Here is a 20,377-nt window from a genome sequence, read left to right on the forward strand (position 1 = left end):
ATGCAAGGGTGATGCAAGGGTTTTAAGAGATTCTAGCAGATTTAAGTGCATTTGGGAAGCTCTCAATCAAGCTAAAAGCCCTTTCCTGTAAGGTTTTTAGATTTATTCAGCAAACCCTATTTAGGGCTTGCTGAAAAAGTTTTTCCTGCGGGCAGGGTGTGGGGTTTTACCCATTTTCAGGGAAAAAGTCCCTGAATTTGCCCCCTGATCACTCCCACATCCAGTACTTTTTTATTTCCAAAAGGTCTAAAAACCTTATCCAACAAGGTTTTTAGATTTATTCAGCCAGCCCTATATAACTGATTACTGATTACTGTCGCGGTTGTACGGGGAAACCTTGACGCTGAAGCATTTCCGCCGCATCTTGGCCTGGTTGATAGTTGATGCCGAGGGTAGAGGTGGCCGTATCCTCGATAATTTTAGGAGTGAGGAGAATAATCACCTCCGAGCGATCGTTGCTATTGCTACGACTGCGGAATAAAGCCCCTAAAATGGGAATATCGCCTAAAACTGGCACTTTTGTCTCAGAACTCTGTTGGCGCTCTTGGATAATGCCGGAAAGAATTAAACTCTGTCCATCCCGGAGACGAATTAAACCAGAAGTCAATTCCCGACGAATCAGAGGGGTAAGGGTGTTGATTGTGAGACCACCGCTATTAAATTGAATTGGAGACCCCGGAGAGGCGATGGTAGGGCTAACCGACAGGGAAATAAAGCCGTTATCATCCACCTGATCGACGTTTACCGCTAAAGTTAATCCAGCATCGGCCAGTACAGGGACAGTGGTGCGTTCGCCACTGAGAGGATCTACACTTGTCGCCACACTTTCTAGCACTTTCTCGGTGAGCTTAACGGTGGCCTGTTGACCTTCCTGCACCACCAGCGAGGGATCGGTGAGAATCTTGGCATTTCCTGTCTGAATTGAGGCTTGCAGGGTCATCAGGAATTTTTGGGGATACTGGAAGAGGGTCGGGGGTTCGTAGGTGAAGACATCTGGTTTAGCGGGTGTAGTGACTCCGGTGATGGGATTGAACGTGGCTGGCTCGCCTGGTGTAAATTTACTCAATCCGGGCTGAAAAGGATTACTAATCCGACCAAAACTAGGGCGCGAGTAGGGTGTTAGACCCCCTGAAAAGTCATTCGGTCCCTGGTTAACACGGCCAAAGGGAGCGCCATTCTGAATGTCAATAAAAGTTTGAATTGCTGCTGTCCCCGTACCCGATATGATATCAAAAATCGGTACAACAGGCTGTGCGAAAGCCCCCGGTCTGCCTACAGTTGAGCTAGTGGGTGGGTTCATATTACCAAAGTTCAGCACTGCTGCCCCGTTATCTTGAACGAAGAAACCATCGTTAAAACCGAAGGAAAAACTACTGTTAAAGCTGTCTGTATTGAGCAGGTTGACATCGATAACTTTCACATTAACCACCACCTGACGGCGACGGGCATCCAGTTGGGTTAATAAAGAGGTGGCGATCTGGACTTGTCGGGGTTCGCCGATTAAATTAATAGAATTAAGGCGATCATCGGCGGCAATTCTTAAACCGGTTAAGAGTAGGGCAGCTTTTGATCCTTCTGTGTTTTGGGGGGTCAGTGGCTCTAGGGTGGGAGCAACATCCCGGCGACCGGTTACTCGTCCGGTGAGGGGATCGACGATATCCTCGGTTTGGGTAACTAAACGCTGGTATTCCGCCCCTTGGGTGGCGAGGAAAATGGCGGCGGCGACAGCTTTAACTTGATTGAGACGCAGGGTGCGGCTAATCAAATTACGAGCCCCTTGGGGTAATTGCGCCCCGACAAAGATGGTTTTACCCTGACGGTTAGCTTGGAGTCCGGAAATTAACAAGACGGCGTTAAAAATGTTTTCCACCGATTCGTTAGTAAATTCCAAGGAAACTGTCTGAGAGGTGGCGTTAGTTTCCCCCTGGGCGCTGGTGAAAACGACGTTATAACCGGCATAGTTAGCAAGGGTCATTAACACTTCTCTAGCGGAAGCTTCCCGGAGTAAAACACGAGGTACAGTCATATTGCGCTCGAATTTGACCTTTTCGGCACTAGCATCGATGTTAGAGATGGCAATATCTCCCACCGGTGGGGCGACGGCCCGGGGTAGGGTGGGAACACTGGGGGCTTGGGGTGCGCCTTGAATGATAATTTCGGGGTTGGGGACAAGGGGTGCACTTTGGGCGAGCAGTTTTTCACTGGCTAAAATGCGATCGCTGATTTCCTTTTGTACGGCTGCGGTTGAAGGGACAAGCTGATTTTGCGACTTTTGTAAATTTTCTTTACTAAACTCTTGCCAAAATTCAACTTTTAATGTAGGTGATTTTAACTCTGAACCATCGAAGGAAATGGGGGTTTCGGCCAAAGCGCTCAGGGGAGCCATCAATAAAAACGAGGCAATTTGGGGGATAAACAGGGCATAGCGGGACGGATTCACTTTATTCACTCCTCAACGATTACGGGATTCAACGGACAAAAAACTAAACACTCACACCGGATTGAAGACTATTATTGGGGCGGACTAGCGGGGGGTTGACCGTTGGCGGGGGGTTGACCTTCGGCGGGGGGTGGCGGTGCTAATTTCGCTAATTCTTCAGCATTGAGAGGAATAATCACATCGAGAAGAAAGGTGGTAGTAACGGGTTTATCGCCTTGGGGAACGATAGTGGCTTTATTGTTGCCGGTACTAACTACTTTAACCGCCGATCCTTCCTTTTCCATCTGGGTATTGAGACTGTTTAGCAAAATGAGCGGCTGTAATCTTTCTAAATCCCGAATCACCTCTTGAGTGTTAGCATAGTTCCCTTCGATCTTGACGTTAAGAGTTTGACGTTTGAGCTTATTATTAACCGCGCTACCGAGGGAAGCATCGGAAACCACCACTGGTTCTAGTCCTTGGGGTTGGAAACTAATCAGCTTAACATTGCGAGACTTAAAGATATTACTAATATCTAAGAGAATAGTGCTTAAGTCCTTTTCTTTCGCAAAAAGCGAGAGTATTTGCTGTTTAATAGCTTTTTCTTGTTGCAACTGACTCTCGATTTTGGGGAATTCTGCGGCTCCGAGACCGCTTTTTTGTTGATCTACCTGTTGTTGTTTGCCAGCTGCATCGTTTTGCAACTGTTGCAAGGTATTATAAGCGGGCATCACCCAGTTAAAAAGCAGATAGAAAGAGCCAAGTAAACCTAGCACAGCGGCAGCGATGCCACTATTGCGGGGAGTAAAAGTTATCCCGAAAGCGATAGGATACTCGTCAAATTCCTCTAATTCCCGATCTTCAAATTCTTCGGTAAAGGTCATGGTTGAATGGCTCCTTGGCGTTTGAGAGTATTAATCCTAGTGACAACTCCGAGTGCTCCATTGCGGGTAAGATTGAGCAGTTGTTGAGTAGCGGGAGTATCACTTAATTGGGCGGTGATCACAAATTGAACCGCTTGGGGGAAAGTGACATTAATATTTTTGTACTGATTGGCCACCTGTACGGGTAAATCGGCCAGGGCAGCACTTTCGATCGCGGTTTTCTTGCCCTGTAAAAAAGGAGAAGCTTGCAGGGTTAAGAGATAATCATTTACTGCTTCGTAACTACTGGCAAAACCACTGATTTTTAACTGAGTAGCCCGATTCGGTTGCCCTTGATCTGGGGCGGCGGGAACCTCCACCTGCTGCACACTGGTTAGCTGGACGCTAGGGGGAGTTTGTTGGCGAATTTCTTGAAGAATGGCTGACCAAGGTCTAATATGATTGAATACAGTTACCAGAGATTGATTTTCTCCTTCTACTGCCGTTAATTGCGCTCTCAGGTCTTCTAGATTTTTGCTTTGGGCTTGCAGTTGACCTAATTCCGCGTCCAGTTGCTGAATTTTGGCCTGAGTTTCGCTGGTTTGCACACCGAGGATTACACCGAGTAATCCCGTCAGTGTCAATAATCCGGCCCCCACTCCCACACCGATCAACAGGGGTGTTTGTTTACGCAGGTTAATAGCGGTGGAAATCTTGGCCGCGGGGGTTCCTTTGCCCGTTTGGTTAAGATGGCGATCCTTAAGAAAATTAACGTCAAGACTATACATAATTTTTGTCTATACCTCCCGTAATCCTAAACCGAGAACTGTTCCTAATCCAGGTCTTTCGGTATTAGGAATCTCTTGAGTTGTATCTAAGTTCAGTGATGCGATCGGATCGATTGCCATGGTGGGGACGCTGAGACGTTGAGTAAAGTATTCGTCTAGTTGCGCTAAACCGCCCCCGGGACCGGCTAAAAGTAACTGGACGATTTCCAGTTCATCACTTTGGTTAAGATAGAAATTAATCGATCGCCGTAACTCATCGGTTAATTCCCCTAAAACGCGCATCAGTGCCGTCATCCCGGCGTTAGTAGGGGCCCCGGAGGTGCCAGTATTGGTGCTCAGACTATCAAAGGCAATAATCGGAATTGTCATCCCCAAAAGAATCTCAGGACTGCGGGAGGTGGGCAAATTCATCGCCCTGGAGAGGGCATTTTGTAGCTGGAAAGTGCCGATGGGGACAGTGCGGGAAAATTGGGGAACGCCGTCCACCACGATGGCAATTTCCGTGTTATCAAATTCTATATCAACAATAACGGCGGCTTCATTGGAACTAAACTGTCGCAAATGCTCGCGAATCGTCCGAATTAGGGCAAAACTATTAATTTCTAGCACATCTACCTGTAATCCTGCCTGTTGGAAGGTTTCCATATAGGCATCGGTAATCTCCCGACGAGTAGCAACTAATAATACTTGTACTTTTTCGATCCCGTCTTCATCCTGAAAGTAGCCTAGTTTTTGGTAGTCGAGATCCACTTCCTCGCGAGGATAGGGAAGGTATAAACTAGCCTCATGATTTAAGACCAGATTTCGCAATTCCTGATCGTCCAATTCCGAGGGAATGGGGATAATCCGGATAATTGACTCGCGCATCGGCACACCAGTAGCGACTCGTTTGCTGTTAATTTTATTTTCCTTGAGGACTTCTTGGATTAATTCCGCTAAAGCGGGGGAATCGACGATTTTTCCCTCCTCAAAGATGCCTTCCGGGATATCCGACGAACAACATTTAACTAATTTATAATTTTGTCCCTGTTTGGCGATCTGAGCTATGTTAATACGCTCCGGGGTGATCTCTAACCCAACACCTTGAGTTTTTTTTGTCAATAGCTTTTTAAAAAAACTTACCATAGATTTTCCTGGGCAGCTCTAAGAGAATTAGTGATTAACAAAGCCAATAATTTTTTGACCTGATTTTATCTAGGGTCGATCAAGGCAGTAAATCAGTCTATAAACGATCCTGACTGGGTAAATTACCCAGAAAAGGTAAAAATCGAGAAAGAGAGAAGCTATTTCGGCACTAAATACTAACCCGATTATCTGTGTTCAGATCGAGGTTAATCTTAACTGGGTGAGAGGAGAGGAAGTGCTTATCGATGGTGATATTGTAATCAATTTTGGTGAAAGAACCAAGTCCAAGCTAAAAATTGGCCATTACCCCCCCCTTTTTTTTTCTGCTCCACTAGATCAAGCCAGCCAAGCCTGATTAGAATACCCAATTATCTAGAGAAAATTTCAATTTTTCTAGGCACTATTTTTTCTTGACTCCAGGAAACCGGCACTCGAATGCTTCTGACGGGCGTGATTTTCCCGTATAATTAGGAGTTTGCACAGTGACAAAAGAAGTTAAGGAGCGATTTCGATGGCACGAATGTACTACGATGAGGATGCCAATTTAGATTTATTAGCGGGAAAAACGATCGCTATTATTGGTTATGGTTCCCAGGGTCATGCCCACGCACTAAATCTCAAGGATAGTGGCGTTAATGTGATTGTTGGTCTATATCCCGGCAGTAAATCGGCAATCAAAGCCAAAGAAGCCGGTATTCCGGTTTATGATGTGGTCGAAGCCGCTAAAATTGCCGACTGGATCATGATCCTCTTACCGGATGAAGTGCAGAAAACAATTTATCTCAACGAAATTGCCCCGAATTTAAGCGCAGGCAAGGTGTTATCTTTTGCCCACGGTTTTAATATTCATTTCGGTCAAGTGGTTCCCCCGGCTAACGTCGATGTGGTTATGGTCGCGCCCAAAGGACCGGGCCATCTCGTCCGTCGCACCTACGAACAAGGTCAAGGAGTCCCCTGTTTATTCGCCGTCTATCAAGATGCTACCGGCCAAGCACGCGATCGGGCGATGGCCTACGCTAAAGGTATCGGTGGCACTCGGGCCGGGGTTTTGGAAACCACTTTCCGCGAGGAGACAGAAACCGACCTTTTTGGCGAACAGGCAGTATTATGCGGCGGTTTAAGTGCTTTAATTAAAGCTGGCTTTGAAACCCTCGTGGAAGCTGGGTATCAGCCCGAATTAGCCTATTTTGAGTGTTTACACGAAGTGAAACTGATCGTCGATCTGATCGTCGAGGGCGGTTTAGCCAAAATGCGCGATAGTATTTCCAATACAGCCGAGTACGGTGACTACACTCGCGGTCCGCGGGTGGTGACGGAAGCGACTAAGGCCGAAATGCGGAAAATCCTCGGGGAAATTCAATCGGGACAATTCGCCAGAGAGTTTGTCCTCGAAAATCAAGCAGGTAAACCGGGGTTCACCGCTATGCGTCGTCAAGAGGCAGAACATTCGATCGAAGAAGTCGGTCAAGATCTGCGGGCGATGATGAGTTGGCTAAAACGCTAGTTCTCTTTTTTTCGGTGGGGGGTTGGACGCAACCAGGCAATTCTTGCTGTTGAGTCCGCCCCTACACCCCACACCCCACCCCCCCGATGTCGGGGGGGTTGGGGGGGCTACACCCTGTCCCCAGGAAAAACTTTTTCAGCAGCTCCTACCTAGTAGATCGCCTCTCTTGATTTAACCAGACCGATCGCCCGTAAACCGGCAATCACACCACAACCGATCACCATACCGACGAAGGAACGAATCAGATTTTCTACAGGAATGATCGGAATTAAAGCGATCCAGACTTCTTCGGGCCAGTTAAAAATCGAGTAGGTAATGGCGACGACCCCTAAATGGGAGAGGCCGCTGGCGGTCCAGGTACCCCCAAAAATTCCCGCCGCTACTAGGGCCAAATTATTACCTTTGATCCAATGGGTAAAAAGAGTCCGGGTTGGTAGGATAAATAATACCAAAGCTGACCAATCGACGAAAGCCCCGGCAATAAAGATTCGTGGCGAAATGCCGTTCAGTCCGATCGCCCGGTTAGCGTAGATAAACAGGGGAATCAGAAAAATTAACGTTAATCCTAACCACCAATAACGGCGTTTTTTGCCTAAAACCATCGTTCCTGCCACAAAACTGGCTATAATTGCCCCAAAGACTGAAATAGCGGGAATTCCTGCCGTGTAGGGGGCAAGGAAAGCCCCAATTAAGGCCCCGATGCCACTAGCGATCGCTCCAGCGATCGGGCCGAGTAACCAACCCAAGAGGGGAAAAACCGCTTGACTGAGGGGCATACTACCGCCGGAAGCGAGGACAATGGAGAAGGGAATAAAAGAAAGGGTAGTGACAATGGCCGCTAAGACGACAATATAGGCGATCGGCGCCCCATCAATGGCGGCACTACTGACAGCTTCTACTTTGCGTTCTTCCCCTTCGGGGATAATATCTAGGGTCATAGTTGCAAGGGTAATTCTAACTTTTCTATCATCCTCTGGTTTGCTCTTCTTCCGGCAATTATTGATTTTTTCGATAACAGCGTACGGTAATGTGATAGGGATGAAAAATCTCTAGGAAATCTTTTTGTAGGGTTTGAAAAAAGCTCTCAATAATTTTGGGATCGTCGAGATGAAAGGGATATTCTTGATTAAATCCTTTGAAAAAATACCAGTTAATAATTAGCTTTCCTCCTGGGTTTAACCAGTCATAAAACTTTTTAAGTTGGGCTGTAGGTGAGGGCAAATGCTCGATAACATCCAAACAGATAATCGTGTCAAATTTTAGCCGTTCGGGAATTTCCGTATAGAATGAGAGCTTATTAGTATCGAGATTTAATTGCTCGGCACGAAAGCGAACAAATTCATGATGTAGGGGATTAAGATCGCAATAGATCACCTGTTCAACCCCAGAATTCATTGCGGCAGCTAGGGCATGAGTACCGATTCCGCCACCAAAATCTAAGACTTTTCCGCTACCGTGATCGTCAATTAATCTCAGGGTTTCCCCGATATATTCTTGACTGGATAAATGCCAAGCAGATAATTCAAATAAATAGTTTTCTTTGACTTTTTCCTGATAGAAAGAATCTGGATTTGTCCAAGAAAATTCTTGATGAGCTAAGGCCGCTAAGGAATCTTTTGCTATCGCTAATTTTGCTTGTAGAATTTCTGGGTCTAATTGTAAAAAGTTTTGTAGGTGTGACTCCAAATCAAAGGAATTGCGCTTGAATTCCGCAACCGAGGAGGATGATAGCAGGGAAGAATCTCGATTCATATATAGAGTGAAGCCAGGGAGAATTAACTAAAAAATCGTTCCCCATTATCTCACAATCTGGCCAAATTATAGCAGGAAGTTTTCGTTAAAACAGTAGTGCCAGCTTTTGGCGTATATCCGCAAAAACTGGCACTGTTGATCTACTAACTTTCATATATTTAAGGTCTTTATCTCGGCTGACCTCATTTCAAATTGTCTATAGTATTTCCTACTTTTCCCTCCTTTCCTCTATACTTAATTATTTTTTAATATTTACTTTTGTGAGGATTGGTCAGATTTTATTAAGTAATGCTGCGGATGCAGGGAAACGCCGAGAATTTGTGATATCCACACCTCAAAATCGTGGATTGGATAAGCTTGCCCCCCCGTCAAGGGATTTACCATTGGTTTCACCAGAATGGTAAACATTCCCAGACGATTTCCCGCTAAAACATCGGTAAACAAGCGATCGCCAACCATAGCAATTTGTTGGGGGGGGAGACTCATGGCTGCCATCGCTTGCCGGAGTTTGCGTCGAGAGGGTTTCACCGCACCGAGAAGGTAGGGAAGTTGTAAATTATCAGCGATCGCACCGATACGATTTTCGCTAAGATTATTGCTTACCAACCAAATCGGTAGATAAAGACGCAAGGAATCGACCCAACGCTGTAAATCGTCAGAAACCGTCGTTTCCTGGAGGGGAACAAGGGTATCGTCCACATCGAGAATCAATCCTTTAATTTGATGCTGACTCAAAATCTCCAGACTGAGACCGAGAATCGTATCCCCTAAAATTAAATCGGGTTGTAGAATTTTTGTTCTAGTCATTACTTCTCAAAAATAACTGGCACCGAGTCGATCGAACTCAGCTTCCCTACTTAGTATAAATGACCGACTGCCTCTGAAAATCTTGCCTGGCCGATCCCTTCACTTGGCCGCTTGAATCACCTGTAAACTGCCACCAGCGTATAATTTTTGTTGACAATCACGAAAACCGAGCGCCTGTAAAGATTGGATCAGGTCCCTATCGATAAACTGCCAAGCGGTATGGGTTTCAAATAATTGCAAAAATAGGGCCAAAGAAGGCCAAAAAAGCGGGTTAGTGGGTCGATGAAAATCCACGAGGGCAAAAATTCCCCCCGGTCTGAGAACTCGATACACTTCTTTGAGGATTTCCTCTAACTGCTCCGGTTCCATTTCGTGGAGAGCGGCGCTAGTATGAACAAAGGCGAATTCTCCGGCATTAAAGGGCATTTTTTCGGCTAATCCCTCCACATAATGCGCTTGCGGCACCGCTAAACTAGCTCGCTCCAGGGCCCGGGGAGAGACATCTAAACCGGTACAGCGATCGGATAGGGGTACTAAATAACGGGTGGTTTGACCCGCACCACAACAGAGATCGAGGATAGGGTCATTTTTAGCGATTTTTAAACCTTCTAGGGCCAATTGCCGAAAACGGGTCTCCCCACCCACCGCTAGGGCAGCCAGACGGGAGATACCATCGTAAAGCCATTGATATTGATAACTGAGGGGACGTAAAATTGTCGCCAAGATCAACCTCCAAGATTTGATTAAGTTCGATATTGTCTGTAATTTGTTTTAACGGTTCCACCGATATATTGTTAAACTTGGTAAAGAATCTGAAAATTTAAAAATTATCTGTTAACACTATGGGTCGCGTTGGGGTTTTATTATTAAATTTGGGTGGGCCAGAGCGGTTAGAGGATGTGCGTCCTTTTCTATTTAACCTTTTTTCTGACCCAGAAATCATCCGTTTACCGATCAAAGGATTACAAAAACCGTTAGCTTGGTTAATATCGACGCTAAGAGCGAGTAAATCCCAGGAAAATTACCGCCAGATTGGTGGTGGCTCCCCTTTACTCAAGATTACGGAAGCACAGGCCACGGCACTGCAACAACGTCTCGCGGAAATGGGCCGCGAGGTGAGCGTTTATATCGGGATGCGTTATTGGAATCCCTTCACCGAAGAAGCGATCGAGCGGATTAAACGGGATCATATCAAAAAATTGGTTATTCTTCCCCTTTATCCCCAATTTTCCATCAGTACCAGTGGTTCCAGTTTTCGTGTGCTGGAGGAAATGTGGCAGCAGGATCCCTATCTGCGTTTGACGGAATATACTCTCATCCCTTCTTGGTACGATCATCCCACTTATCTGAGTGCTATGGCCGATCTGATCGCGCGAGAATTAGAGCAGTGTCCTCATCCTGACCAAGTACATATCTTTTTTAGCGCCCATGGTGTCCCCCAAAGTTATGTGGAGGAAGCGGGAGATCCCTATCAAAGGCAAATTGAAGAATGCACTAGGGCGATCATGCGTACGCTAAACCGACCCAATCAGTACACTTTAGCCTATCAAAGTCGCGTCGGTCCGGTGGAATGGCTAAAACCCTACACTGAAGATGCTTTAAAAGGGTTGGGAGAGCAGGGAATTAAGAATTTATTGGTCGTGCCGATTAGCTTTGTCTCGGAACACATCGAAACCCTGCAAGAAATCGATATAGAGTACCGAGAAGTGGCGGAAGAAGCGGGAATTGAACATTTTCAGCGAGTACCGGCTCTTAACACTCACCCGATGTTTATCGAATCTCTCTCCCAGTTAGTGGTCAAATCCCTAGAGGAAAAACCCACCACTTTCGAGCAAATTACCCATCCGAAAGCGAATATGAAAATGTATCCCCAGGAACGTTGGGAATGGGGGATGACAACGGCAGCCGAGGTGTGGAATGGCCGATTAGCGATGATCGGTTTTCTGGCAATTATTATCGAATTAATTACCGGTCAAGGACCGTTACATTTTGTTGGTTTATTATAACCTCGCTCTTCGCTGCCATTGCTTTTGACGGTAACTACCAAAATAAGGTTGGGTTTAAGTATATTCAACCCAACCATTGGCGATTTTATCTTCTCTTAGGACATCATATTAGCAGAACGAACATTAACGTTAACTTCTAGCCTGCCATTGCCGAGCATATCTAACCCAGTGACGCTAAACAGATTAGCTTTAATCCCCCTTTCCTGAAAATTAGCCTGTAATTCTTTGATGAGAACCTCTTCCACTTTCCCTTCATCATCTGCTAGAGCTTGGACGATTTTAGCGGCAAAAGAGCCAATTTTTGCGCTTAATATTTCTTCCACATTGGTAATCTCGATAATAACCATTGATTTTTCTTCTTAGTAGAGGACAAATAGCATAAGAACAGAATTTGCGAGAAAATAGAGCTGCTCTCATCTTAGGAATCAGTATAACCTGCACTGTTCCCCCCCAAACGTAAATAGGCTTCAATAAAGCTATCTAAATCCCCATTCATTACCCGGGTAACATCGGTGGTTTCCACATTACTGCGGAGATCCTTAACCAATTGATAGGGATGAAAAACATAGTTACGGATTTGATTGCCCCAAGCGGCCTCCACCATATCGCCGCGAATTTCTGCGATCGCTTGAGCCTGTTGTTCCCGAGCGATAATTAACAATTTCGCTTTTAATAAAGCTAGGGCTTTTTCTTTATTTTGTAATTGCGATCGCTCTTGGGTACAACGCACAGCGATACCTGTGGGAAGATGAACTACACGCACGGCAGTTTCCACTTTATTAACATTTTGTCCACCTTTTCCCCCGGATCTAGTGGTGGTAATTTCTAAATCTTTATCGGGAATTTCTACCCTCACCGCATCATCGCCCAAAATTGGCATCACTTCCACCCCGGCGAAACTGGTTTGACGTTTACCATTAGCATTAAAAGGGGAAATTCTTACTAACCGATGGGTGCCTTTTTCTCCTTTCAGATAACCGTAAGCATAAGTTCCGGCAATCTCAATTGTCACCGATTTAATTCCCGCTTCATCTCCTTCTGATATTTCCGCTAAAGTGACTTTATAACCCTGTTTCTCGGCCCAGCGAGAATACATTCTCAGGAGCATTTCTGTCCAATCTTGGGCATCGGTTCCCCCGGCCCCCGCATTAATCGTTAAAACCGCTCCTTTTGCGTCGTAGGGACCATTTAAAAGCTGTTGCAATTCCCAGCGATCGAGGTCATGCTGTAAATGAGTTAAATTGTCCGTCGCTTCTTCTAGTAAAGTTCGATCGGATTCTAATTCTAATAACTCGATAATTGCCTTGGTATCTTCTAATTGTCCACACCAACCCTGATAGGTTTCTAAAGAAGATTTACATTCATTTAGTTCTTGCAGGGTTTTTTGAGCCGTATCGAGATTATCCCAAAAAGTAGGGACGGCCGCCACCTGTTCTAAGTCTTTAATTTTCGCCCTTAAAGTGGGTAAGTCAAAGATAGTCCTGGGTTTTACCCAGGCGCAATCCTACTATCTCGATACCTTTTTTTAGTTCCGATATTTCCATGTTATCAGTTATCAGTTATCAGTTATCAGTTACTCTAGACGTCAGGAGTCTGGGGAGTCAGTCCCGATGAAAAAATTTTCACCCCCACAGAGGAAAGAGGTTTCCTTCCCTACACCCCACACCCCACACCCTACACCCCCTTTCAAGTCAGGAGTTGAGAGTTGGGGTTTTAGGGTTTTGGGGTATTAGTTGAAATTCCCCCATTTTCCCATTTCCCCTATCCACTCTCTGTTCCCCGTTCCGCAGTTCCAGCGTTCGCTAAAATGGTACGATCGATCCGCGCAGGGGGGCAAGAGTTTGTAAAGCGTTTTCAGCCTTATCGCGACTACTAAACGCGCCTATTTGCCAGACGCGACGACCTTGGTGGGAAGTGGGGAAAGCGTCGGGATAGAGAGAACGAACCCTAGTGCGATCGCTCTCGGTTTTAGCTTCGATTACTACTTTAAAACCTTGGCGACTACTATTGCTCATATTACCACTACTGGGATTAGCGGCAGCCCGATTAAAAGTGATTACGTCTGATAAACTTCTGGGATTGCCTAGGTTGCGCGGTGGCGGAGGTGGTACAATTGCATTATTATTCTGAGAATTGGGAGGAGTCAGGGGGGGTAAATTAGGGGTAACTGGGGACGGTGGCGTTAAATTTGGCTCTGGTACTGGATTATTGACCACTGGCTGAGGATTGCTCTCTACTGCTGTTTCTGCAGCGGTAAAGGTATATTCTCGCACTTCGGGATTAGCAGCAGGATTAACAGGTGTTTCTGCTTTGACGGATTCTCTGGGGAGGGAATAACTATTACCCGCGAGTAATTCCGGGGGAGGATTGAAATTGGGACTATCGGCAGTTAGATAGATATGACTGAGATTTTGACCGGCTAGACTGCGTTTAGTAAAGCGCCAGCCATCGATGAGATTAATTTGCATTAAACCGGTCCCTAAACCTTTTGTCCGTCCAATAATTACCTCCGATTGCCTGGGATTGCGGGGGGTTCCCACAAGGACTAATTCCCCGTTGCGTTGTACGATACGCAGCAGGTATTCTAAACCGTAATCTTTGCCCTGAATGCGAAGGGAATAACCGTTACTGTCGGTGGCCCGTTCACAACTGCCGGTAAAATCGAAATCGAGCAGCAGAGGCTGAACAATGGTCGGTTCTGTGCCATTTACCGCCCAACATTGGCGTTTTCCTGGGATTTGTTGCAAAATCAGTAAATCGTATTTACCGTTACCGTAGGGTCGGGCAATAGCAATAAAATCCTCTTGATTAACTTCTCTTTGTTCAAAGAGAGTTGCTTGACTCGGTGTAGTCAGGAGACAACCCCCCAGAAGTGAAAACAATAGGGTAAATTTTAAGGATGATTTTAGATTCATAAATAGGGAGCGTTGTTATAGAGATTGTACTTGCATTTATTTTATCGATCTAGACGTAAGCCAGACAATTTTGTTTTCTTTTGCTCAATAAATCTAAAAACCTTGTTGGGTAAAACTTTTAGACTTTTTGGTTTCCAAAAAGTACCAGATCTGGTAGTGATCGGGTGGAAAATCCCTGGACTTTTTCCCTGAAAATTAGGTAATTGACCCCCTCAAAATCGCTAAAACCCTACACCCCACACCCTACACCCCACACCCTACACCCTGCCCCCACCGAAAAACTTTTTGCCGCAAACCCTAGTTATTACTCGACCTAATCCACAGTAGGATAGAGATTGCTAAAAATTGACTCTTGAGTAGAGTGGCAACAAGATGGCGAAAGCGGCGATTATTGGATTGGGAAGATCGGGAATAGCGGCGGCAAGATGCTTAAAACGGGATGGTTGGCAGGTGACATTAAGCGATCGCTCTGATTCTCCCAGTTTACAAGCAACCAAAACCAATCTGGAAAGGGAAGGAATTATTGTCAATCTTGGTCAAAATCTCAGTCTAGAGGCTTCGGACTTGCCTAATCTTATCGTGGTTAGCCCCGGGGTGCCTTGGGATGCCCCGATTTTAATTACTGCCAGAGAAAAAGGCATCGATACGATCGGAGAATTAGAATTAGCTTGGCGTTATCTGCAATCTTCCCCTTGGTTGGGTATTACGGGAACTAACGGCAAAACCACCACCACCGCCCTCTGTGCCGCTATTTTTCAAAAAGCGGGGTTAAATGCCCCTTCCTGCGGTAATATCGGCTATGCTGCCTGTGAATTGCCTTTAAAAGCCGATAAATACGATTGGATTATTGCGGAGATTAGTAGTTATCAGATCGAGTCCAGTCGGGATTTATCGCCGAAAATCGGCATCTGGACAACTTTTACCCCCGATCACCTCAGTCGTCATCAAACCCTGGAAAATTATTATCAGATTAAAGCCTCTTTACTGCAAAGAAGCGATCGCCAAATCCTCAACGGTGATGATCCCTATCTGCGTCAAATCGGTGTTAGTCAATGGCAACAAGCTTATTGGACTTCTGTGAAGGGCAAAGCTGCGCTTTTGGGCGATCCTAGTCGTGGTGTTTATCTCCAAGATAACTGGATCGTGGCTTTTGGGGAGTTAATTGCCCCGGTTAATCTCCTGAAAATGGTGGGTAGTCACAATCAGCAGAATTTGCTTATGGCTGTGGCCGCCGCTAGATTGGCAGGAATCGAGAAAAAAGCCATTACCGAAGCGATCGCCACTTTCCCCGGGGTTGCCCATCGTCTAGAGTATATTTGTACCTATAAAGGCATAGACTTTATTAATGATAGTAAAGCAACTAACTACGATGCCGCCGCAGTGGGCTTACAATCCGTCCCTAGTCCGGCGATTTTAATCGCGGGGGGAGAAGCGAAAGCAGGGGATGATCGGGCTTGGATCGCTGAAATTAAGGCAAAAGTCGCCACCGTGCTGCTTATTGGTGACGCTGCCGCCGATTTTGCCCGTCGTTTACAGTCGGCAGGTTATCAAGATTATGAATGTGTAGAAACGATGGACAGGGCAGTTCAACGCGCGGCTGAACTAGGACTGGCAAAAGAGGCTAAAGTGGTGTTATTATCGCCCGCTTGCGCCAGTTTTGACCAATACCAAAGTTTTGAACATCGCGGCGATCACTTTCGGCAATTGTCTTTACAGTTGTAGGGAGATGGGGAAGTGGGGAAGTGGGGAAGTGGGGAATTTCAACTAAAACCCCAACACCCTAACACCCTAAAACCCTGTTGCCGACGACTAAGACGCAATTTTTGTTCCCCAAGATACTATTTTTTGGCTAAGTTGGGTAAGATCAGGAGGAGTTAACCAAAAAAATTAAGAGAAAAACGTGCTGGGATCGTCCTTCCATCTTGATCATCTTTTTAACAAGCCCCTAATTGCCTGTCTTTTGTCCTGTGTGGGTGTCTTGCTGCCGATCCCAGTTTTAGCGACACCGGTGGCAGTGTTAAAAAGTCAAGAAAATGCCAATCAATGGACAGATATAACCGAACGTTTGCAAAATCTCGGGGTTAATTACTGCATTCTCCAGAGTAATCAGTGGCAAAGCGACGCGGATTTAAATAAAATTAAGGTTCTAATCATCCCCAACGTCGAGACTATTTCCGGTTTACAAGCTGATGTCTTGAGTCGTTGGCTTAATCGCGGTGGTAAAATTATTGTCACCGGTCCGGCGGGGAATCTTTCGGAACCTGCTGTGCGTCATCAATTGCGATCGCTATTTGGGGCTTACTGGGCCTATCCCCACTCCCAAGCTTACACCCTGCGCCCGACTAATTTGGGTGAACTGAAAAACCAAAAACCTTTAGCCAGCAGTCTCCTCGGTGGCGTGGTTATCCCCACGGGAGTTAATAGCCAAACCGTTGCCGTCTGGGGGGCGCGCAACAATCCCCCTGCCGTTGTCCTCACTAATAACTCGATCTTTCTCGGTTGGCGCTGGGGCAGCGATGCCGTCGCTAATCTCGCCCTCGATAGCGCTTGGCTAGAAACCGCCCTGCAACGCTACGGCATTAATCGCAGTTCTTCTGTTAGCACAATTGCGCCCTATTGTCAAGGAAGCTCAACAATAGTTAATAATATTAACAATACACCATTAGCGATCTCGCGTAGCGAGCGCGTTGCGCTCGCCCCCCGTCGCCCTCTACCGCAGATTTCAGAAAATCCCCCCAGTGAAACGGCGAGATTAAGTCCGAGTACCGAGGCAATTCCCCCCAGAGCCAGCCTAACTCCTCAACAAATTAGCCAGATGACGGCGGAATTGCAGGGATTAATCGGGCGTTATGGGGTGACTCTCTTAGCTTTAGAGGCCAGCAACAGTAATATATCCAATACTGATAAATCCTTAGCACAAGCATTTCATAATCGCGGGAAAAATTCCCCCACCTCAGATACAGCCAGACGATTCCGTTTAGCTCTAGAAAATGCCCAAGGAACCTTAAATAATTTTCAGAATTTAATTGCTCAGGGGGCCTATACCCAAGCGCGAGAATTTTGGTTACAAGCGCGGCGAAATCTTTGGGATAATTATCCCACTAATCGACAATTTGCCCAGCCAGAAATACGGGCAATGTGGTTAGATAGAGGCACGATCGTAGAAGCTAAAAATGAGGACGATTTAGCTAAAGTATTTGATCGCATGGCGGCAGCGGGTATTAATGTGGTCTTTTTCGAGACAGTTAATGCTAGTTATACTATTTATCCCAGTCAAGTTGCCCCCGAACAAAACCCTTTAACCAGAGGTTGGGATCCCCTAAAAGTTGCCGTTAAATTAGCCCATGAACGCAATATGGAAATCCACGCCTGGGTGTGGGTTTTTGCGGCGGCTAATCAAGCTCATAATAAAGTATTAGAGCAACCATTAGATTATCTAGGTCCGGTTTTATCCCGTAATCCCGATTGGGGGGCAACTAATAAAAGTGGTGGTTCTTTTGATTACAGTCAAGGCATGAAAAAGGCCTTTTTTGATCCTGCTAATCCCCAGGTACAGAACTATCTTTTATCTCTTTACGAGGAAATTGTCAAGAATTATGATGTGGATGGCTTGCAGTTAGATTATATTCGCTATCCCTTCCAGAGTCAAGATTCTAATCAAACCTATGGTTATGGTAAATCCGGCCGCTGGTTATTTAAACAAATGACGGGAGTTGATCCAATTACTTTAAATCCCCGGGGTGCTTTATGGGAACAATGGACTAGCTTTAAAATCCGTCAGGTTGATACTTTTGTCTCGCAGGTTTCTACTCGCTTAAAACAGATTCGCCCCCACTTAAAAATGTCGGCGGCGGTGTTTCCCCTAGAACAAAAAGAACGATTATATCGTATTCAACAAAACTGGGAAGAATGGGGACAAAATCAATGGATAGACCTGATATTTTTAATGACTTATGCTCTCGATACAGGGACTTTAGAAGATAAAACCAAATCTTTATTTGATCGCCAAATTGCAGGAAATGCTCTGATTATACCCGGTATCCGTCTGTTAAAAGTACCCGATCAAGTCACGATCGATCAACTACAATTTATTCGCAATCTTCCCACTTCGGGATTCGCTCTTTTTGCCACAGAAAATCTCAATCCCAACTTGCAAACAATTCTTAATCGCATTCAGGGATCGATAATTACGAAAAAAGCCGAACCTTTACCCCACCGTCAACCCTTCAAAACGGCGGCGGCGAGGTTTAATTCCCTGCGTCAAGAGTGGAGTTTTTTAATAATAAATAATTTATGGGCAATGGAGGAGGGAACCTTAAAAGCTTGGGGGCAAGAAGTGGACGAAATGGCTAATCTATTAGAACAATTGGCTAATAATCCCAGCCCTCGCAATTTGACTTTAACTCAAAATGCTTTAAAGCGATTTAGCTATAAATTTAAATCTGTGATGTCCAGACAAAAAGATTTATCTGCCTATCAAATACAGGTCTGGGAAAATCGCCTCGCAACCCTACAAAGTCTCTTAAGTTATGGTCAAATGGTTGAGTTTTAATTAAGGCAAAAGGTAGGAGGCAGGTTTTGGGGTTTTAGGGTTTTAGGGTTTTAGTTCAATTTCCCCACTTCCCCACCTCCCCACTTCATAATTCATCATTCCCACACCCCACACCCCACACCCCACACCCCACACCCCACACCCCACACCCCACACCCTCTTGTCAGAGGCCAGCCCGAATATGTAACAATTTATGGGAGAAACCCCAAGCAAATTTAACGAGAAAAACATGGCAGCTACAATTAAGAAAGGAGCTTTAGTCCGCGTGGTGACGGGAAACCTAGAAAATAGCCTCGAAGCCCTAGCCAGCGATCGCCGTTTACCCAGTTATATGTTCAACTCGACAGCAGAAGTCTTGGATGTAAAAGATGATTACGCTTTGATTAAATTCTATGTTCCTACCCCCAGTGTGTGGCTAAAGCTCGAACAACTGGAACCCGTCTGATGAGGATATTGCCTCATCCATAAACCATGGCTGACTTCTACGATAAACTCCTCCCCTGTCAATCGCCCCGAGTCTCGGTTATTGGTGCTGGTAACGTCGGACGCACCTTGGCCCAACGCATCGCCGAAAAAAACCTCGCCGATGTGGTTCTCCTTGATATCGTCAATGGTTTACCCCAGGGTATTGCCCTAGATTTGATGGAAGCTCAGGGCATAGAACTGCACGACAGCGAGATTATCGGCACTAATAACTACGAAGACACGGCAGGCTCGGATATTGTCGTGATTACGGCTGGATTAGCCAGAAAACCGGGCATGAGTCGCGATGATCTCATGAATGTCAATGCCAAAATTGTCGTCGAGGCCGCCACTAAATGCCTCAAGTATTCTCCGGAAGCCATTTTTATCGTCATCACCAATCCCCTTGATGTGATGACCTATCTAGTCTGGCAAGCAACCGGTTTACCCCCCCAAAGAGTGATGGGAATGGCGGGAGTCCTCGATTCTTCCCGTTTACAAACCTTTATCGCCATGGAGTTGGGGGTTAGTACCGCCGACGTTCATGCTATGGTCTTGGGTGGTCACGGTGATTTAATGTTACCCCTACCCCGTTACTGTACCGTCAGTGGTGTGCCGATTACCGAATTAATGGACGAGATGACGATTAATCGTCTAGTGGAGAGAACTCGCAACGGTGGGGCTGAAATCGTCAAATTACTGCAAACTGGCGGTGCTTATTACGCCCCTGCTTCCTCTGCCTGTACCATGGTCGAGACGATATTGAGAAATCAATCCCGTTTACTGCCAGCCGCAGCCTATCTTAAGGGTGAATACGGTTTACAGGATGTCTATCTGGGGGTTCCCTGTCGCCTAGGCTGTCGGGGTGTGGAAAGTATTCTGGAAGTGCGTTTGACCGATGCTGAACGTCTGGATCTACACACTTCTGCCGCCTCAGTTCGTCAGAATGTTCATTTAGCCCTTGACAGTCTCAAGGTTTTGATGTAGTTAAACTGCCCGCGAATTTAAATTGCTGGTTGAGATGAGGCAAGAGGCAAAAAGCACGACCCCCCCAACCCCCAGTTCGTAGGGCTGTTTCATTCTCCCATCAGAATATCAAAAGTAAAAGCGATCACTGTCTTTGTAAAATGAGGAGTGACCGCCAACCTTTTAAATATATGTTGAGCTTAATAGAAAAACTGAAA

At 45.9% G+C, this 20,377-nt stretch carries 17 protein-coding genes; 6 read left to right on the top strand and 11 right to left on the bottom strand.

Features of this window, described 5'->3' with window-relative positions:
* Positions 1 to 310: 310 nt before the first annotated feature.
* The 4 genes from EWV68_RS09160 to pilM all read right to left on the bottom strand — a co-directional run bounded on the left by EWV68_RS09160 (position 311) and on the right by pilM (position 5,195).
* Entirely contained in the window at positions 311 to 2,440 is a 2,130-nt protein-coding gene (locus EWV68_RS09160) for a secretin GspD/PilQ domain-containing protein (RefSeq protein WP_287169557.1), read from the bottom strand.
* Positions 2,441 to 2,511: 71 nt separating this feature from the next.
* On the bottom strand, positions 2,512 to 3,303 hold the full coding sequence (locus tag EWV68_RS09165) for a pilus assembly protein (RefSeq protein WP_287169558.1): 792 nt from the start codon (positions 3,301 to 3,303) through the stop codon (positions 2,512 to 2,514).
* Positions 3,300 to 4,070 carry a PilN domain-containing protein gene (locus EWV68_RS09170; RefSeq protein WP_287169560.1) on the bottom strand — a complete coding sequence of 257 codons (771 nt, stop codon included), beginning with the start codon at positions 4,068 to 4,070 and terminating at the stop codon, positions 3,300 to 3,302. Before EWV68_RS09170 ends, EWV68_RS09165 begins: the two co-directional genes overlap by 4 nt.
* 9 nt (positions 4,071 to 4,079) lie before the next feature.
* Entirely contained in the window at positions 4,080 to 5,195 is a 1,116-nt protein-coding gene (pilM, locus tag EWV68_RS09175; RefSeq protein WP_287169562.1) for a type IV pilus assembly protein PilM, read from the bottom strand.
* A 511-nt stretch (positions 5,196 to 5,706) separates the two neighbouring features.
* Between pilM and ilvC the strand changes: the two genes are divergently transcribed.
* Positions 5,707 to 6,699 (top strand): ketol-acid reductoisomerase, encoded by a 993-nt coding sequence (ilvC, locus tag EWV68_RS09180; RefSeq protein ID WP_061430332.1) that lies wholly within the window; start codon positions 5,707 to 5,709, stop codon positions 6,697 to 6,699.
* Between the two features lie 149 nt (positions 6,700 to 6,848).
* Here the strand turns inward: ilvC and EWV68_RS09185 are convergent, their stop codons facing one another.
* The 4 genes from EWV68_RS09185 to EWV68_RS09200 form a co-directional block, all read right to left on the bottom strand.
* On the bottom strand, positions 6,849 to 7,637 hold the full coding sequence (locus tag EWV68_RS09185; protein ID WP_061430333.1) for an ECF transporter S component: 789 nt from the start codon (positions 7,635 to 7,637) through the stop codon (positions 6,849 to 6,851).
* Positions 7,638 to 7,695: 58 nt separating this feature from the next.
* A complete protein-coding gene (locus tag EWV68_RS09190) occupies positions 7,696 to 8,451 on the bottom strand; it encodes a class I SAM-dependent methyltransferase (protein ID WP_061430335.1) in 756 nt (251 codons plus the stop codon).
* A gap of 252 nt (positions 8,452 to 8,703) precedes the next feature.
* On the bottom strand, positions 8,704 to 9,258 hold the full coding sequence (locus EWV68_RS09195) for a YqeG family HAD IIIA-type phosphatase (protein WP_061430336.1): 555 nt from the start codon (positions 9,256 to 9,258) through the stop codon (positions 8,704 to 8,706).
* Between the two features lie 99 nt (positions 9,259 to 9,357).
* Positions 9,358 to 9,981, bottom strand: coding sequence for a class I SAM-dependent methyltransferase (locus EWV68_RS09200; protein ID WP_061430337.1), 624 nt, complete (start codon positions 9,979 to 9,981; stop codon positions 9,358 to 9,360).
* Between the two features lie 119 nt (positions 9,982 to 10,100).
* Here EWV68_RS09200 and hemH point away from each other — a divergent pair, with 119 nt between their 5' ends.
* On the top strand, positions 10,101 to 11,264 hold the full coding sequence (gene hemH / locus EWV68_RS09205; protein WP_061430338.1) for a ferrochelatase: 1,164 nt from the start codon (positions 10,101 to 10,103) through the stop codon (positions 11,262 to 11,264).
* Between the two features lie 95 nt (positions 11,265 to 11,359).
* On the opposite strand, the gene EWV68_RS09210 is transcribed toward hemH, so the two are convergent.
* From EWV68_RS09210 to EWV68_RS09220, 3 genes are all read right to left on the bottom strand, one after another.
* Entirely contained in the window at positions 11,360 to 11,611 is a 252-nt protein-coding gene (locus EWV68_RS09210) for a DUF8653 family protein (protein WP_002739055.1), read from the bottom strand.
* 71 nt (positions 11,612 to 11,682) lie between these two features.
* Positions 11,683 to 12,808, bottom strand: a protein-coding gene (gene prfB, locus EWV68_RS09215; protein WP_155726567.1) for a peptide chain release factor 2 whose coding sequence is annotated in 2 segments (ribosomal slippage) — positions 11,683 to 12,735 and positions 12,737 to 12,808 — 1,125 coding nt in all. Because the reading frame shifts where the segments join, the coding sequence is not laid out codon by codon here.
* Positions 12,809 to 13,066: 258 nt separating this feature from the next.
* Positions 13,067 to 14,179: a DUF3747 domain-containing protein gene (locus tag EWV68_RS09220; protein ID WP_004163486.1), complete on the bottom strand. Its 1,113-nt coding sequence runs from the start codon at positions 14,177 to 14,179 to the stop codon at positions 13,067 to 13,069.
* 372 nt (positions 14,180 to 14,551) lie between these two features.
* On the opposite strand from EWV68_RS09220, the gene murD reads away from it, so the two are divergent.
* The 4 genes from murD (at position 14,552) to mdh (ending at position 20,180) form a co-directional block, all read left to right on the top strand.
* Positions 14,552 to 15,901 (top strand): UDP-N-acetylmuramoyl-L-alanine--D-glutamate ligase, encoded by a 1,350-nt coding sequence (murD, locus tag EWV68_RS09225; protein ID WP_061430340.1) that lies wholly within the window; start codon positions 14,552 to 14,554, stop codon positions 15,899 to 15,901.
* A 178-nt stretch (positions 15,902 to 16,079) separates the two neighbouring features.
* Positions 16,080 to 18,731 carry a glycoside hydrolase family 10-like protein gene (locus tag EWV68_RS09230; protein WP_287169563.1) on the top strand — a complete coding sequence of 884 codons (2,652 nt, stop codon included), beginning with the start codon at positions 16,080 to 16,082 and terminating at the stop codon, positions 18,729 to 18,731.
* Between the two features lie 229 nt (positions 18,732 to 18,960).
* Positions 18,961 to 19,176 (top strand): NAD(P)H-quinone oxidoreductase subunit O, encoded by a 216-nt coding sequence (locus tag EWV68_RS09235; RefSeq protein WP_002758722.1) that lies wholly within the window; start codon positions 18,961 to 18,963, stop codon positions 19,174 to 19,176.
* A gap of 26 nt (positions 19,177 to 19,202) precedes the next feature.
* On the top strand, positions 19,203 to 20,180 hold the full coding sequence (gene mdh / locus EWV68_RS09240; protein WP_061430342.1) for a malate dehydrogenase: 978 nt from the start codon (positions 19,203 to 19,205) through the stop codon (positions 20,178 to 20,180).
* Positions 20,181 to 20,377: the final 197 nt, after the last annotated feature.

The sequence above is a fragment of the Microcystis sp. M_QC_C_20170808_M9Col genome (genome assembly GCF_007095495.1).
Classification (GTDB): Bacteria; Cyanobacteriota; Cyanobacteriia; order Cyanobacteriales; family Microcystaceae; genus Microcystis; species Microcystis aeruginosa.